The sequence below is a fragment of the Pseudomonas sp. Irchel 3E20 genome (assembly GCF_900187645.1).
In the GTDB taxonomy this organism is placed as follows: domain Bacteria; phylum Pseudomonadota; class Gammaproteobacteria; order Pseudomonadales; family Pseudomonadaceae; genus Aquipseudomonas.
In genome coordinates this window covers 149,540-164,970 of the sequence record NZ_FYEE01000005.1, presented here as the reverse complement: position 1 = coordinate 164,970, position 15,431 = coordinate 149,540, and the positions used below count along the sequence as shown (strand labels likewise).

Genomic DNA, 15,431 nt, shown 5'->3' with positions numbered 1-15,431 from the left:
GCCCCGCGTCTCCCGGCCGCCGTGGGCGGGAGTCTGCCATGAGCCTGCATGAAACCTTCGGTCAGCCGCTGCTGACCTTTCCCGATGCGGAAAAAAGCCCCCTGAGCATCCGCGCCAAAGCGCTGGTGTTCGTCGACCCACGCTCGCGGCAATTGCGCCACGAACTCGAACAACTGGCGCCCCGCGCCCTGCCCGTGCTGATCCGCGGCGAAACCGGCAGCGGCAAGGAGCTGCTGGCCCGGCACATCCACCGCGCCAGCGACCGCGGCGGCTTGTTCGTCTCGGTCAACTGCGGCGCCATCAGCCCGACCTACGCCGATGCCGAACTGTTCGGCTATACCGCCGGCAGCTACACCGGCTCGGCCAGCAGCCGCGCCGGGTGGTTCGGCTCGGCCAACGGCGGCACCCTGTACTTGGATGAAATCGGCGACTTGCCGCTGCCGATCCAGATCAAGCTGCTCGCCGCCCTGGAAAACCACGAGGTGACCCGCGTCGGCGCCCATCAGCCAAGCCCAGTGGACGTGCGCCTGGTGGCCGCCACCAGCATCGACCTGGCCCAAGCGGTGGCCGCCGGGAAATTCCATGAGCGGCTGTTCAACTACCTCAACGAGGGCCAACTGGAACTGCCGGCCCTGCGCGAGCGGGTGGGCGATATCGAGTCCCTGGCCGAGTACTTCCTGGGCATCTACAGCCAACGCCTGGCCTTGCCCGTGCCATTGATTAGCGAAGCCGCCCAGCGACTGCTGGAGCAGCACAGTTGGCCGGGCAACACCCGCGAACTGGAAAACGTCATCCATTTCGCCCTGTTGGTGAGCAGCGGCGACGAGATCCTGCCCGAGCACCTCAACCTGCCGCAGGGCCCCGAGCCGCTGGCCGCGATCGAGCAGCACATCACCCACATCGCCCGCAGTGGCGACGCCAGCCAACGCCAAGCCCTCAAACAACACCTGCAATCGCTGGCGGTGTTGTTGTAGAAAGCAGGCTCGCCGGCGGTGGGGGGCCTGACCGATTTTTTGCGGCCGCTGCGTGACCGAGCGCGGGCAAGCCCGCTTGCTACAAGGGTGGGGTGGCAAGTGAACAAAATGGAATATGAAAGTGAAAAAACATTATTGTTCGGGAATATGAAAACTCGGTATTGTCCGCTCCACGCCAGTGATAGCCCTTCACTGGCCCCTCACTTTTTAGCCGTTGTCGACAACGACAAATAAGGACACTGCATGAAAAAGGTTCTGTTGTTTACCGCATTGGCGGCTGCGCTGGCTGCGGGCATCGCCCAGGCCGGGGAAAAACTGGTGGTTGCCGCAACGCCCGTGCCCCACGCCGAGATTCTCGAACTGATTAAGCCCACCCTCGCCAAAGAAGGTGTGGACCTGGAAATCAAAGTCTTCACCGACTACGTGCAGCCTAACGTGCAGGTCGATCAGAAGCGTCTGGACGCCAACTACTTCCAGACCCTGCCCTACCTCAAAAGCTTCAACGAAGGCAAAGGCACGAACCTAGTGACCGTGATCGGCGTGCACGTCGAACCTTTCGGCGGCTACTCCAAGAAGGTCAAGAGCCTGTCCGAGCTCAAGGACGGCGCCACGATCGCCCTGCCGAACGAAGGCAGCAACAGCGGCCGTGCGCTGATCCTGCTGCAAAAGGCTGGCCTGATCGAACTCAAGGACCCGAAAAACGCCCTGGCCACGCCCAAGGACATCGGCAAAAACCCGCACAACTTCAAGTTCAAGGAACTGGAATCGGCCCTGCTGCCGCGCGTGCTGGACCAGGTCGACCTGGCCATGATTAACACCAACTACGCCCTGGAAGCGGGCCTGAACCCGGCCAAGGATGCGTTGGTGATCGAAGGCTCCGACTCGCCTTACGTGAACTACCTGGTGTCGCGTCCGGACAACAAGGACGCCGCCGCCATCCAGAAACTCGCCAAGGCCCTGACCAGCCCAGAGGTCAAAGCCTTCATCGAGAAGAAATACGGCGGCGCGGTACTGCCGGCGTTCTGATACACCGGGTTCGCCCACACAAAAACGCCGACGGCTGGTACAGCGTCGGCGTTTTTGTGTGGCTGGGGCTTGAGGCTTGTGGGAGCGCGGTCGCCCGCGATGGCGGTATTGCTACCGATAAACCTCTATCGGCTGTACCGGCCCCATCGCGGGCAAGGCCCGCTCCCACAGGATGTGCCTCTGGTTTGCTGCTTACCCTTGGGCCGAGGCCGCCGGGCGGCGGGCGGTGGGTTGTTTCCAGGAGTCGGCGGCGCTTTCTTCGATGGCTTGCTGGATCGCGCGTTTGCGATGTTCTTCGGCGCGGCGGCTGAAGTACCAGACCAGGAAAGTCACCAGCGACACCGCCAGCAGGATCAGGCTGGCCACGGCGTTGATTTCCGGCTTCACGCCCAGGCGCACCGCCGAGAAGACTTCCATCGGCAACGTGGTGGAACCCGGCCCGGAGACGAAGCTGGCCAGCACCAAGTCATCCAGGGACAGGGCGAACGACATCATGCCGCCCGCCGCCAGCGAAGGCGCGATCATCGGGATGGTAATCAGGAAGAACACCTTCCACGGACGCGCCCCAAGGTCCATGGCCGCCTCTTCGATGGACAGGTCCAGCTCACGCAAGCGTGCCGACACCACCACCGCCACATAGGCCGCACAGAAGGTCGTGTGAGCGATCCAAATGGTGACGATGCCGCGTTCCTGCGGCCAGCCGATCATTTGCGCCATGGCCACGAACAGCAGCAGCAGCGACAGACCGGTAATGACCTCGGGCATGACCAGCGGTGCGGTGACCAGGCCACCGAACAGCGTGCGGCCCTTGAAGTGGGTGATGCGCGTGAGCACGAACGCCGCCAGGGTGCCCAGCGCCACCGCCGCGATGGCGGTGTAGCAGGCGATTTCCAGGGAGCGCATGACCGAGCCCATCAACTGGGTGTTGTCCAGCAGGCCCACGTACCACTTGATCGACCAGCCGCCCCACACCGTGACCAGGCGCGAGGCGTTGAACGAGTAGATCACCAGGATCAGCATCGGCAGGTAGATGAAGATCAACCCCACCACCAGCATCAGGCTTGAAAAACTGAAGCGCTTCATTCCTTGCCCTCCATTTCTTTGGCCTGACTGCGGTTGAACAGGATGATCGGCACAATCAGGATCGCCAGCATCACCACGGCCAGGGCAGACGCTACCGGCCAGTCACGGTTGTTGAAGAATTCTTGCCACAGCACTTTACCGATCATCAGGGTTTCCGGGCCGCCCAGCAGCTCGGGGATGACGAACTCGCCCACCACCGGGATGAACACCAGCATGCAGCCGGCGATGATGCCGTTTTTCGACAACGGCACGGTGATTTTCCAGAAGCTGTTGAAGGTGCTCGAACCCAGGTCGGATGCGGCTTCGAGCAGGCTGTTGTCGTGCTTCACCAGGTTGGCGTACAGCGGCAGGATCATGAACGGCAGGTACGAATAGACCACGCCTATGTACACCGCGATGTTGGTGTTGAGGATCTGCAACGGCTCGCTGATAAGGCCCATCGACATCAAAAAGCCATTGAGCAAACCGTTGTTGCTCAGGATGCCCATCCACGCATAGACGCGGATCAGGATCGCGGTCCAGGTCGGCATCATGATGAGCAGCACCAGCACGGTTTGCATTTCCTTGCGCGCGCTGGCGATGGCGTAGGCCATCGGGTAACCGATCAGCAGGCACAGCAAGGTGCTGAAGAACGCCATTTTCAGCGAGCCCAGGTACGCGGCGATGTACAGCTCGTCGTCGGTGAGCATCGCGTAGTTGGCGAAGTTGAGCAGCACTTGCAGCTTCTGGTCGACGTAGCTGTAGATTTCCGTGTACGGCGGAATGGCCACGTCAGCTTCGGTGAAGCTGATCTTCAGGACGATGAAGAACGGCAGCATGAAGAACAGGAACAGCCACAGGAACGGGATGCCGATGACCAGTTGCCGGCCACCGGGGATTATTCGATGCAGGGCGCGTTTGAGTTTGCGGATTTTCATGAGCGCAGTACCACGCCGCTGTCGTCTTCCCACCATACGAACACTTCATCGCCCCAGGTCGGCCGCAGGCCCTGGCGCTCGGCGTTGGCCACGAACGACTGCACCAATTTGCCGCACGGCAATTCGACGTGGAACACCGAATGGCCGCCCAGGTAGGCGATGTCGTGCACCTTGCCGCGCGACCAGTTGTACTCGTACTCGGGCTGGGTGGTGGTGATGAGCAGTTTTTCCGGGCGGATCGCGTAAGTCACCGATTTGTCCTGCACCGAAGTGGTCACGCCGTGGCCGACGTAGATGCTGCGCTCCAGTTCCGGGCTGGTAATCAGCGCGTGGCCCTCGGCGTCTTCGACCACTTCGCCCTCGAAGATGTTGACGTTGCCGATGAACTCGCACACCAGGCGGCTGGTGGGGGTTTCGTAGATGTCGATGGGGCTGCCGATCTGCGCGATCCAGCCCAGGTGCATGATGGCGATGCGCTCGGCCATGGTCATGGCCTCTTCCTGGTCGTGGGTCACCATTACGCAGGTCACACCCACGCGCTCGATGATTTCCACCAGTTCCAGCTGCATCTGCGAGCGCAGTTTTTTATCCAGCGCGCCCATCGGTTCGTCGAGCAACAGCAGCTTGGGGCGCTTGGCCAGGGAGCGGGCCAGCGCCACCCGCTGGCGTTGGCCACCGGAAAGCTGATGGGGTTTGCGCTTGGCGTACTGGCTCATTTGCACCAGCTTGAGCATCTCGGCCACACGGGCCTCGACCTCAGCCTTGGGAATCTTGTCCTGTTGCAGGCCGAACGCAATGTTCTGGGCCACGGTCATGTGGGGGAACAGGGCGTAGGACTGGAACATCATGTTGATCGGCCGCTCGTAGGGCGGCATGTCGGTGATGTCGACGCCATCGAGGAAGATCCGCCCTTCGGTGGGCCGCTCGAACCCGGCCAGCATGCGCAGCAGGGTGGATTTTCCCGAGCCGGAACCGCCGAGCAGGGCGAAGATTTCGCCTTTCTTGATTTCCAGGGACACGTCGTCCACGGCAATCGTCTCGTCGAATTTTTTCGTGACCCGGTCGATTTTGACCAACACCTGTTTAGGGTTTTGGCCGCCCTCGAGGGCTTTCTTGTAGGCGCCGGAGGCAACTGCCATTTACGAAACTCCCAACAAAATTTGCAGTTCGCCCCATGCGGGCGAACCTTGGATAGTTTGAGCGTCTACCGCCCCTTACTTGCCCGACTTGACCTTGGTCCAGCTACGGGTCATCACGCGTTGGATCTTGGGTGGCAGTTCCGAGTTGACGAACAGCCGATCGACAATGTCTTGCGGTGGGTAAACCGTTTCATCCGTGCGGATCGACTGATCCATCAACTTGTCGGCCGCCGGGTTGGGGTTGGCGTAGCCGACGTAGTCACTGACCTGGGCGATGACTTTGGGGGTCAGCAGGTAGTTGATGAAGGCGTGGGCTTGCTTGGAGTTGCTCGAATCCGCCGGGATGGCCAGCACGTCGAACCACAGGTTGGCGCCTTCCTTGGGAATCACGTAGGCGATTTCAAAGTCTTTCTTGTTCTCCGCCGCCCGGGCACGGGCCTGGAACACGTCGCCGGAGAAGCCGGCCGCTACGCAAATGTCGCCATTGGCCAGGTCGGAGATGTACTTGGACGAGTTGAAGTAGGTCACGTAAGGCCGCACCGCCATCATCTTGGCTTCGGCTTTCTTATAGTCCTGGGGGTTCTGGCTGTTGGGGTCCAGGCCCATGTAGTTCAACACCGCCGGGAGCATTTCATCGGCGGAATCGAGGAAAGCGACGCCGCAACTGGACAGCTTCTTGATGTTTTCCGGCTCGAACAGCATGGCCCAGGAGTCGATCTTGTCGATGCCCAGTGCTTTGAGTTTCTCGACGTTGTAGCCGATGCCGTTGGTGCCCCACAGGTACGGCACCGCGTACTGGTTGCCCGGGTCGTTCTTTTGCAGGCGCTTGAGCAACGCCGGGTCGAGGTTGGAATAGTTGGGCAGTTGCGCCTTGTCCAGTTTCTGGAAGGCGCCGGCCTTGATCTGCTTGCCCAGGAAGTGGTTGGACGGCACGACCACGTCATAGCCGGTGCGCCCGGCCAGCAACTTGCCTTCCAGGGTTTCGTTGGAATCGAACACGTCATACACCGGTTTGATGCCGGTGGTTTTCTCGAAATCTGCCAGGGTGGTCTCGCCGATATAGTCCGACCAGTTATAAATGTGCACCGTGGGTGCTGCTTGTACGCTGGCGGCCGCCATCAGGGCCGCACCCGCAAACAAGGCTTTGCGAAATAAAGAAATAGGCAAGTGGAGGTCCTCTTAAATAGTTGGGCCCAAGTTGCCCCGCGTTACATGACAGCTGATCGCTGCCTGACAACAAAACCGGCGCGCAACTTACCCTCGATAAACCGATCCAGCAAAACTTTTATGTCGTTGAAGGCTTATGTCGCCGTTGCCACCGGCCGCGATGGCCCGAAACGGGTGCCCATCGCGGCCTTTGGCAGCGGCTACAGCAAAGCCGCCGGGGTTACTTGCCCGACTTGATCTTGGTCCAGCTGCGGGTCAGCAGGCGCTGGGTCGCGGCCGGCAGGTCGGCGATGGCATACAGCTTGGCCATCACGTCGGCCGGTGGGTAAACGCCCGGGTCGCTGGTGATTTCCTTGTCCACCAGGGGGGTGGCCGCCGCGTTGCCGTTGGGGAAGCGCACGGCGTCGGTGATTTCGGCCATGATTTCTGGCTTCATCAGGAAGGTCATGAACTTGTAGGCGCCTTCGACGTTTTCCGCATCTTTAGGGATGGCGACCATGTCGAAGAAGCTGCCAGCACCTTCTTTGGGGATGTTGTAGTCAACTTTGACCTTGGCGCTGGACTCCGCGGCGCGGGCCTTGGCCTGGTAGATGTCGCCCGAGTAACCGATGGCCACGCAGATGTTGCCCTGGGCCAGGTCACCGATGTACTTGGAGGAGTGGAAGTAGCCGATCGATGGACGCACTTTAAGGAACAAGGCTTCGGCTTCGGCCAGTTGCTTCTTGTCCTGGCTGTCGGTCGGGTAGCCCAGGTAATGCAGGGCGGCCGGGATCATCTCGGTCGGCGAATCGAGGAAGCTGATGCCGCAGGACTTGAGCTTGGCAGCGTTTTCAGGCTTGAACACCAGGTCCCAGGAGTTGGTCGGTGCGTCGGCGCCCAGTGCGGCTTTGACCTTCTCGGCGTTGTAGCCGATGCCGATCGAGCCCCACATGTACGGGAAGGCGTGGGCGTTGTTGGGGTCGCTGACCGAAACAGCCTTGAGCAGGTCAGGGTTGAGGTTTTTCCAGTTCGGCAGCTTGGATTTGTCCAGTTCCAGGTAAACGCCCGCCTTGATCTGCTTGGCCAGGAAGTTGTTGGACGGCACCACGATGTCGTAGCCGGACTTACCGGCCAGCAGCTTGGCTTCCAGGGTTTCGTTGCTGTCGAATACGTCGTAGACGACCTTGATCCCCGACTCTGCCTCGAATTTCTTGATGGTGTCCGGCGCAATGTAGTCGGACCAGTTGTAGACGTGCAGCACCTTGTCATCGGCCTGAGCTGCACCCGCCATCAGCCCCGCCAGGGACAATGCGAGGAGGGTCTTGCCTGCGTGTTTCATTCCTACTGCCTTCATGCGACATGCTCCAATTGTTCTTTTAATCCACATTCTTGTTCACCAAGAGCCGGTGGCCAACGCCTGGGCGACTCGAACGGTGGGTAGTCTGGCAAGATCCAAGGCAGGCTTTCAAGAAAAAGACCCTCCTTCAACTTGCTCTGGGCCAGGCGCGACGAGCGCCCCTGGCCCAGAGACTAGCACTTAGCCATGTAACGCACTCAGGGTCAGGTCCAGGCACAGGCGCGCCTTGGCTACCAACTCATCGATCTCGGCCAGGCTGATGACCAGCGGCGGCGCGATAATCATGGTGTCGCCCACGGCGCGCATAATCAGGCCGTTATCGAAGCAGAACTGCCGGCAGATCATGCCCACGCCCTTGCCCTCATAGCGCGCACGGGTGGCCTTGTCCTTGACCAGCTCGATGGCCCCCAGCAAACCCACCCCGCGAACTTCGCCCACCAACGGGTGATCGTTGAGTTCACGCAAACGCTTTTGCAAGTACGGTGCCGTTTCGCTGTGCACGCGCTCGATAATTTTCTCGTCGCGCAGAATGCGGATGTTTTCCAGGGCCACGGCTGCAGCAACCGGGTGGCCGGAATAGGTGAAGCCATGGTTGAAGTCGCCGCCCTCGTTGAGCACCGCCACCACTTCGTCGCGCACGATCAGGCCACCCATGGGGATGTAGCCGGAGGTCAGGCCCTTGGCGATGGTCATCATGTCGGGCTTGAGGCCGTAGAAATCGCTACCGAACCACTCACCGGTGCGGCCGAAACCACAGATCACCTCGTCGGCAACGAACAGGATGTCGTACTTGGCGAGGATTTCCTTGATGCGCGGCCAGTAGGTTTCTGGCGGCACGATCACCCCGCCCGCGCCCTGGATCGGCTCGGCGATGAAGGCGCCGACTTTATCGACACCGACTTCGAGGATTTTCTCTTCCAGTTGGTTGGCCGCCCACACGCCGAACTCTTCGGCGCTCATGTCGCCACCTTCACCGAACCAATAAGGCTGCGGGATGTGGACGATGCCCGGGATCGGCAAGTCGCCCTGCTCGTGCATGTAGGTCATGCCGCCCAGGCTGGCGCCGGCGACGGTGGAGCCGTGGTAGCCGTTGATGCGGCTGATGATGGTTTTCTTGTTCGGCTGGCCCTTGATCGCCCAGTAATGGCGGACCATGCGCAGCATGGTGTCGTTGCCTTCGGAGCCCGAGCCGGTGAAGAACACGTGCTTCATACCTTGCGGGGCGATATCGGCGATGACCTTGGCCAACTCCAGCACGGGCGGGTGAGCGGTCTGGAAGAACAGGTTGTAGTACGGCAGTTCACGCATCTGTTTGCTGGCCGCATCGGCCAGTTCATCGCGACCGTAGCCGATGGCCACGCACCACAGGCCGGCCATGCCGTCCAGGATCTTGTTGCCTTCACTGTCCCACAGGTAAACGCCCTTGGCGTTGGTGATGATGCGCGGGCCTTTCTCTTTCAATTGCTTGAAATCGCTGAACGGCGCCAGGTGATGGTCGTTGCTCAGGGCTTGCCATTCACGGGTTTGCGGGTTGTTGCTGGTCATACCAATCTCCTAATGGTTCCAAGTGAGCGCGTGGCGCCTGGGCACCACGCCCGGCGTATCAGACGGCGAAGAGCAGGAACTCCCTTTCCCACGAACTGATGACGCGCTTGAAGTTTTCATGCTCGGCCCGCTTGACCGCGACGTAGCCGGTGATGAATTTGTGGCCCAGGTACTTCTCGATGGTCTTGCTGTTTTCCATGCGCTCCAGGGCGTCTTCGATGGTCAGCGGCAGGCGCAGGTTGCGTCGCTCGTAGCCACGGCCCACCACGGGCGCGCTGGGGTTGAGCCCTTCGACCATGCCGATGAAGCCGCATAACAGGCTCGCGGCAATCGCCAGGTAGGGGTTGGCGTCGGCGCCCGGCAAGCGGTTTTCCACGCGACGGTTCTGCGGGCCGGCATCCGGCACACGCAGGCCCACGGTGCGGTTTTCTTCGCCCCACTCCACGTTCACCGGCGCCGAGGTATCGGGCAGGAAGCGGCGGAACGAGTTGACGTTGGGCGCGAACAGCGGCAGCAGCTCGGGGATGAACTTCTGCAGGCCGCCGATGTGGTGCAGGAACAGCTGGCTCATGCTGCCGTCTTCGTTGGAGAACACGTTCTTGCCGGTCTCCAGGTCGATGATGCTCTGGTGCAGGTGCATGGCGCTGCCGGGCTCGCCGGTCATGGGCTTGGCCATGAAGGTGGCGGCCACATCGTGCTTGAGCGCCGCCTCGCGCATGGTGCGCTTGAACACCAGGATCTGGTCGGCCAGGGACAGGGCATCGCCGTGACGGAAGTTGATTTCCATCTGCGCCGTGCCGTCCTCGTGGATCAAGGTATCGAGGTCCAGGTCCTGCAACTCGCACCAGTCGTAGACGTCTTCAAACAACGGGTCGAATTCGTTGGCCGCTTCTATAGAGAAGGACTGACGACCGGTTTCCGGGCGCCCGGAGCGGCCCACGGGCGGCTGCAACGGGTAGTCGGGGTCGTCGCTGCGCTTGGTCAGGTAGAACTCCATTTCCGGCGCCACGATCGGCTGCCAGCCCTTGTCGGCATAGAGTTTCAGGACTTTCTTGAGCACGTTGCGCGGCGACAGCTCGATGGGGTTGCCTTGCTTGTCGTAGGTGTCGTGGATCACCTGGGCGGTGGGCTCGACGGCCCAGGGCACGACAAACACCGCGTTCTGGTCGGGGCGGCAGATCATGTCGATGTCCGCCGGGTCCAGCAGTTCGTAATAGATGTCGTCTTCGACGTAGTCGCCCGTTACGGTTTGCAGCAGGACACTCTCGGGCAGGCGCATGCCTTTTTCGGCGATGAACTTGTTGGTCGGCGAGATCTTGCCCCGGGTGATCCCGGTCAGGTCGCTAATCATGCATTCGACTTCTGTGATCTTGTGGTCTTTCAACCAATCGGTGAGCTGGTCGAGGTTGTTACTCATAAATGCCTCTGGGCTGAGTGTCCTGACTTCTTATTAAGTCAGGCGTTGTTTGACGCATCGGCGTCGCGTTGTATCGAACGCTGGCGGCAGGCCTCGCCAAAGGCCTGGAAGATGGCGAGGTAGTCGGGGTTGGAGCTTACCTGCCATTCGGGGTGCCACTGCACACCTAAAGCAAAAGCCTTGCCTTGCACGACCGAAAAAGCCTCGATCAGGCCATCCGGCGCGGTAGCCTCGGCCCGCAACCCCGGCGCCAGATGCTGCACACCCTGGCTGTGGATCGAGTTGACCTGGATCTGCCCCGGCAGGCCCAGCCCTGCCAACACGCCCCCCGGCACAATGCTCACCGCGTGTGCGGGGCCGTACTGCACGTCCACGGGTTGGCTGTCGTCTTCGCGGTGGTCGAGCATGCCCGGCACTTCGTGCACCTTCTGGTACAGGCTACCGCCAAAGGCCACGTTCATTTCCTGGAAGCCACGGCAAATCCCCAGCACCGGTACGCCCGCGGCGATGGCCGCGCGGATCAAGGGCAAGGTGGTGGCGTCGCGTGCAGGATCATGAGCAGTGCCAGGCTCACTGGCCGGCCCGCGGTAATGAAAAGGTTCGACGTTGGAGGGTGAGCCGGTAAAGAGGAGGCCGTCCAGACCGTCAAGAATATCGGTCGGTTCGAGCAGGGGCCCGAGGGACGGGATAATCAATGGCAAGCCCTTGGCAGCAGTGGCCACTGCCCGGACGTACTTATCGCCACTGATGTGATAAGCATGCAGACCGACCTGTTTGGAGCAGGCCGTGACGCCGATTAAGGGCAGGCGAGCCATGTAGCACCCCGGTATTATTGCTGTTATGGGTTTGAATCGAGCTTAGCCTTGTTCATTTTTTTACACAACACCCCCGTAAAAAATACAACACGGCCCGCTCAAGCCCGCGAAGGACCAGCGCCATAACGGCAAAAAAATGCCCCGATTTGCCCCTAAAATGGCCTGCTAGCGCTTTTTTAGGGCACAAAAGGCCTCGCTTGACTTCGGCATGCCGTTCGGGTTGACTGGAATCCAAAGAGATCAATGATTGATATTTTTAACAACAAAGGTGTTGCATCATGTCGGTACCCCCGCGTGCCGTTCAGCTTAACGAAGCGAACGCGTTCCTTAAGGAACATCCTGAGGTTCTGTACGTTGACCTTCTGATTGCGGATATGAATGGTGTGGTGCGCGGCAAGCGCATCGAACGCACCAGCCTCCACAAGGTTTACGAGAAAGGCATCAACCTGCCGGCCTCCCTTTTTGCCCTGGATATCAACGGCTCTACGGTGGAAAGCACCGGCCTTGGCCTGGACATCGGTGATGCTGACCGAATCTGTTATCCAATCCCCGACACCCTGTGCAATGAACCCTGGCAGAAGCGCCCTACCGCGCAACTGTTGATGACCATGCACGAACTCGAAGGCGAGCCGTTCTTCGCCGACCCGCGTGAAGTATTGCGTCAGGTCGTGGCCAAGTTCGACGAGTTGGGCCTGACCATCTGCGCCGCATTCGAGCTGGAGTTCTACCTGATCGACCAGGAGAACGTGAACGGCCGCCCCCAACCGCCACGCTCACCGATTTCCGGCAAGCGCCCGCACTCGACACAGGTCTACCTGATCGACGACCTCGACGAATACGTCGATTGCTTGCAGGACATTCTCGAAGGCGCCAAAGAGCAAGGCATCCCCGCCGACGCCATCGTCAAGGAAAGTGCCCCAGCGCAGTTCGAGGTGAACCTGCACCACGTCGCCGACCCGATCAAGGCCTGCGACTACGCCGTACTGCTCAAGCGCCTCATCAAGAACATCGCCTACGACCATGAAATGGACACCACCTTCATGGCCAAGCCCTACCCGGGCCAGGCTGGCAATGGTTTGCACGTCCACATTTCGATCCTGGACAAAGATGGCAAGAACATCTTCGCCAGCGAGGATCCCGAGCAGAACGCCGCACTGCGTCACGCGATCGGCGGTGTGCTGGAGACCCTGCCCGCGCAAATGGCTTTCCTGTGCCCCAACGTCAACTCCTACCGCCGCTTCGGTGCGCAGTTCTATGTGCCGAACGCGCCGTGCTGGGGCTTGGATAACCGCACCGTGGCCGTGCGCGTGCCCACCGGTTCCGCCGACGCGGTACGCCTGGAACACCGCGTGGCCGGCGCCGACGCCAACCCTTACCTGCTGATGGCTTCGGTTTTGGCGGGTGTGCACCACGGCTTGACCAACAAGATCGAGCCTGGCGCACCGGTGGAAGGCAACAGCTACGAGCAGAACGAACAAAGCCTGCCGAACAACCTGCGCGACGCCTTGCGCGAGTTGGATGACAGCGAAGTAATGGCCAAGTACATCGACCCTAAGTACATCGATATCTTCGTCGCCTGTAAGGAAAGCGAGCTGGAGGAGTTCGAACACTCCATCTCCGACCTCGAATACAACTGGTACTTGCACACCGTGTAAGCGCTGGCGCTCAAAAACAACGCCGCAGGCCCATGGCCCGCGGCGTTTTTTTTGTGCCCACGGAATGCGCGCGCTCATGTAGGACAGAACCACCACGTCATCACGTACAATGCCCGCAGCCTTGCAGGAGATTTCGATGACCCGCCCCGCCACTCCCCGTAAACCCCGCACCAGCAGCCAGGCGCGGATCGACTCCATCCTCGATGCCGCCCGCACGCTACTGGCCGCCGAGGGCGTGGCCAACCTGTCGATCTATGGCGTGGCGAAACTGGCGGGTATTCCGGCTTCTTCGGTCTATCACTTTTTCGCCAGCGTCCCGGCGCTGCTCGAAGCCTTGACCGCCGATATCCACGCCGCATTCCGCGCGGCCCTGCAAGCGCCCATCGACCACGCTCCGCTCAAGGGCTGGCACGACCTCTCGCGCCTGGTGGAGCAACGCATGCTGGACATCTACGACCAGGACGCCGCCGCCCGCCAATTGATCCTCGCCCAGCACGGCCTCACCGAAGTCACCCAGGCCGACCGCCAGCACGACATCGAGCTGGGCGACCTGATGCACAAGTTGTTCGACCACCACTTCCAACTGCCCCGGCTACCCGATGACGTTGACGTCTTCGCCCTGGCCATGGAACTGGGCGACCGCGTCTACGCCCGCTCGGTGCAGCAACACGGGCAAATCACCCCGCGCATGGCCGAGGAAGGCATGCGGGTGTTCGACGCTTATTTGGGGTTGTATCTGCCGCCCTATTTGCCCAAGCGCGAACACCCGATCTGAGGCCTAGGCAGCCATGCGCTGCGCGCCAATGGCCGACAGCGCAAACGCCAGGGCCGCACCCTCGAGCTGCTGCCCATAGTGCTCGCGCAGCTGCGGTTCCCAACCGATGACCTCGTCCAACAGGTCGCTAGCCTGCTGCGGTGCCAGGCCAAAATGCGCGGCGTGGCTGAGCAGGTTGCCGCGGTTGATGACCCGCCCTTCGCGCCCCACCGCCATCGACAAGTACGCGGGCGAACTGCCGTCCATGCTCGGCACCACGTCGTACATCGGCGCCAGGCGCCAACCTTGCCCCAACCAAAGCACCGCGTGGTTTTTTGGATGATCGTCGTCGTTGCCCACCAGGGCGTTGAAGCACATGCGCTTGAACAACTCATGCCGGTCCTCATCCGGCGCGCCCCGGCGCTGTAGCTCATTGGCCAAGGCGCCATACACCCAGGCGCTGTGGTCAGCGCCATGCCAATCGGCATCGAGCAACGTCAGGGCGCTCAACATAGGAATACGGCGGCCGCTGTCGGCGGGCGGCAGGCGATCGAAGCGCTTGACCAGCAAGGTCGATGGCTGGCCCGCATACAGCGCTGTGCGCGCCACATTCAGGCCCTTGAGGGCTGCGAAGGTCATGCACGCGTGCTCCAGCGCCGGTACATCGCAACTGTCATAGCGGTCGCGAGGCTTGACCAGCATCAGCACCCCCTGATCTTGCAAGGTCCGCTTGGGCCGAGCCCCGCCCAGGGACGAACGCTGCTTGCGCATCTTCAACGTAGCGATGGCTTCGTCGTCCAACTGGTTGTCGAAAATCGCCTCGGCAGCTTCTATGAATGGTGCCAGCCCCTTGAGGCTCGGCAACGGCTCGCGGCCCAGGCCGGGCGGCGGATGGCGTGTCGTGCCCACCATCAAGTTGCCCGCGCGGTCGTTGTTGGGCGACTTGAGCAGATAATCGATCGGCGCCAGTTCGGCTCGCGCAATATCACGCAGCACCCGTTCGCCCCACCCGTCAGGCATGGCGTCGTTGATAAAACCGGGCACGCCCTGGTTTTTCGTGATGGCACTGAAGGGCTCCTCACGCAGCGGGTAGCGAATCGGGTCCGGCACCCAGCCCTGGGTGGCGACGTAGTCGGGGTCGTAGACGAACTCGCCCTGCCCCTGGCTGAGGGTCAAACGCCCGAGGGTCAGCACGTCGCCCGTTTGCGGGTGCTCCATGTAAATGTATGCGCGCCCCATCAGAATTCCCCCTTCGGCTTGGGTAACCGCACCCGCACGGCTGCACGCGGATCATGGACCTGAAATTGCGACGAAGACGCCAACTGCTCGAGGCTGCGGAACACTTCGCCGGTCAGCCCCAAGTGCCAGAGCACCAGCATGAATGAGCGCAACTCCACCGAGGGGTCGCCAGACTCGATCTTGCGCAAACTGCGCTCGGAAACCCCCAACGCCCGCGCAAGATCCTTCTGGCGCTGCTTGGTTTGTAGGCGACGGCTTTTTACCAAAAGCCCGATGGCGTGCAGGTTATCGCTGCATTCGATGGGAAAAAACTCAGTCATAAAGCGCGCCTCAGTGCCTCTAAAAACCCTTAAGACGCACCCTA

At 61.1% G+C, this 15,431-nt stretch carries 14 protein-coding genes; 4 read left to right on the top strand and 10 right to left on the bottom strand.

The genetic code is table 11. From position 1 onward, the window contains the following. The first annotated feature begins 38 nt into the window (after positions 1-38). Both CKW13_RS11625 and CKW13_RS11620 read left to right on the top strand, forming a co-directional pair. The gene (locus CKW13_RS11625; protein WP_095108759.1) at positions 39-974 is read left to right on the top strand and encodes a sigma 54-interacting transcriptional regulator; all 936 of its coding nucleotides are present in this window, start codon (positions 39-41) and stop codon (positions 972-974) included. A 243-nt stretch (positions 975-1,217) separates the two neighbouring features. After that, positions 1,218-2,000: a MetQ/NlpA family ABC transporter substrate-binding protein gene (locus tag CKW13_RS11620; RefSeq protein WP_095108758.1), complete on the top strand. Its 783-nt coding sequence runs from the start codon at positions 1,218-1,220 to the stop codon at positions 1,998-2,000. Between the two features lie 192 nt (positions 2,001-2,192). Here CKW13_RS11620 and CKW13_RS11615 read toward each other — a convergent pair whose 3' ends face one another. From CKW13_RS11615 to CKW13_RS11580, 8 genes are all read right to left on the bottom strand, one after another. Further along, on the bottom strand, positions 2,193-3,083 hold the full coding sequence (locus CKW13_RS11615) for an ABC transporter permease subunit (RefSeq protein ID WP_095108757.1): 891 nt from the start codon (positions 3,081-3,083) through the stop codon (positions 2,193-2,195). Further along, entirely contained in the window at positions 3,080-3,961 is an 882-nt protein-coding gene (locus CKW13_RS11610) for an ABC transporter permease subunit (protein ID WP_176465101.1), read from the bottom strand. Before CKW13_RS11610 ends, CKW13_RS11615 begins: the two co-directional genes overlap by 4 nt. A gap of 35 nt (positions 3,962-3,996) precedes the next feature. Beyond that, the gene (locus CKW13_RS11605; protein WP_095108755.1) at positions 3,997-5,139 is read right to left on the bottom strand and encodes an ABC transporter ATP-binding protein; all 1,143 of its coding nucleotides are present in this window, start codon (positions 5,137-5,139) and stop codon (positions 3,997-3,999) included. A gap of 75 nt (positions 5,140-5,214) precedes the next feature. Further along, entirely contained in the window at positions 5,215-6,306 is a 1,092-nt protein-coding gene (locus CKW13_RS11600) for a polyamine ABC transporter substrate-binding protein (protein WP_095108754.1), read from the bottom strand. 220 nt (positions 6,307-6,526) lie between these two features. Beyond that, positions 6,527-7,624 carry a polyamine ABC transporter substrate-binding protein gene (locus tag CKW13_RS11595; protein ID WP_095108753.1) on the bottom strand — a complete coding sequence of 366 codons (1,098 nt, stop codon included), beginning with the start codon at positions 7,622-7,624 and terminating at the stop codon, positions 6,527-6,529. 198 nt (positions 7,625-7,822) lie between these two features. Continuing rightward, entirely contained in the window at positions 7,823-9,187 is a 1,365-nt protein-coding gene (locus tag CKW13_RS11590; RefSeq protein ID WP_095108752.1) for an aspartate aminotransferase family protein, read from the bottom strand. 58 nt (positions 9,188-9,245) lie between these two features. Next, positions 9,246-10,604: a glutamine synthetase family protein gene (locus tag CKW13_RS11585; RefSeq protein ID WP_095108751.1), complete on the bottom strand. Its 1,359-nt coding sequence runs from the start codon at positions 10,602-10,604 to the stop codon at positions 9,246-9,248. A 38-nt stretch (positions 10,605-10,642) separates the two neighbouring features. After that, entirely contained in the window at positions 10,643-11,419 is a 777-nt protein-coding gene (locus CKW13_RS11580; RefSeq protein WP_095108750.1) for a gamma-glutamyl-gamma-aminobutyrate hydrolase family protein, read from the bottom strand. Positions 11,420-11,697: 278 nt separating this feature from the next. Here CKW13_RS11580 and CKW13_RS11575 point away from each other — a divergent pair, with 278 nt between their 5' ends. After that, entirely contained in the window at positions 11,698-13,074 is a 1,377-nt protein-coding gene (locus CKW13_RS11575; RefSeq protein WP_095108749.1) for a glutamine synthetase family protein, read from the top strand. Between the two features lie 136 nt (positions 13,075-13,210). Further along, a complete protein-coding gene (locus CKW13_RS11570; RefSeq protein WP_095108748.1) occupies positions 13,211-13,849 on the top strand; it encodes a TetR/AcrR family transcriptional regulator in 639 nt (212 codons plus the stop codon). 3 nt (positions 13,850-13,852) lie between these two features. Here CKW13_RS11570 and CKW13_RS11565 read toward each other — a convergent pair whose 3' ends face one another. Beyond that, positions 13,853-15,067 carry a type II toxin-antitoxin system HipA family toxin gene (locus tag CKW13_RS11565; RefSeq protein WP_095108747.1) on the bottom strand — a complete coding sequence of 405 codons (1,215 nt, stop codon included), beginning with the start codon at positions 15,065-15,067 and terminating at the stop codon, positions 13,853-13,855. Next, a complete protein-coding gene (locus CKW13_RS11560; RefSeq protein WP_095108746.1) occupies positions 15,067-15,387 on the bottom strand; it encodes a helix-turn-helix domain-containing protein in 321 nt (106 codons plus the stop codon). The genes CKW13_RS11565 and CKW13_RS11560 overlap by 1 nt, the downstream gene beginning before the upstream one ends. Positions 15,388-15,431: the final 44 nt, after the last annotated feature.

What these genes read in the sequence shown, in the direction of transcription:
- CKW13_RS11625 (WP_095108759.1), top strand. Translation starts at nt 39, where the DNA reads ATGAGCCTGCATGAAACCTTCGGTCAGCCGCTGCTGACCTTTCCCGAT.
- CKW13_RS11620 (WP_095108758.1), top strand. Translation starts at nt 1,218, where the DNA reads ATGAAAAAGGTTCTGTTGTTTACCGCATTGGCGGCTGCGCTGGCTGCG.
- CKW13_RS11615 (WP_095108757.1), bottom strand. Translation starts at nt 3,083, where the DNA reads ATGAAGCGCTTCAGTTTTTCAAGCCTGATGCTGGTGGTGGGGTTGATC.
- CKW13_RS11605 (WP_095108755.1), bottom strand. Translation starts at nt 5,139, where the DNA reads ATGGCAGTTGCCTCCGGCGCCTACAAGAAAGCCCTCGAGGGCGGCCAA.
- CKW13_RS11595 (WP_095108753.1), bottom strand. Translation starts at nt 7,624, where the DNA reads ATGAAACACGCAGGCAAGACCCTCCTCGCATTGTCCCTGGCGGGGCTG.
- CKW13_RS11590 (WP_095108752.1), bottom strand. Translation starts at nt 9,187, where the DNA reads ATGACCAGCAACAACCCGCAAACCCGTGAATGGCAAGCCCTGAGCAAC.
- CKW13_RS11585 (WP_095108751.1), bottom strand. Translation starts at nt 10,604, where the DNA reads ATGAGTAACAACCTCGACCAGCTCACCGATTGGTTGAAAGACCACAAG.
- CKW13_RS11580 (WP_095108750.1), bottom strand. Translation starts at nt 11,419, where the DNA reads ATGGCTCGCCTGCCCTTAATCGGCGTCACGGCCTGCTCCAAACAGGTC.
- CKW13_RS11575 (WP_095108749.1), top strand. Translation starts at nt 11,698, where the DNA reads ATGTCGGTACCCCCGCGTGCCGTTCAGCTTAACGAAGCGAACGCGTTC.
- CKW13_RS11570 (WP_095108748.1), top strand. Translation starts at nt 13,211, where the DNA reads ATGACCCGCCCCGCCACTCCCCGTAAACCCCGCACCAGCAGCCAGGCG.
- CKW13_RS11565 (WP_095108747.1), bottom strand. Translation starts at nt 15,067, where the DNA reads ATGGGGCGCGCATACATTTACATGGAGCACCCGCAAACGGGCGACGTG.
- CKW13_RS11560 (WP_095108746.1), bottom strand. Translation starts at nt 15,387, where the DNA reads ATGACTGAGTTTTTTCCCATCGAATGCAGCGATAACCTGCACGCCATC.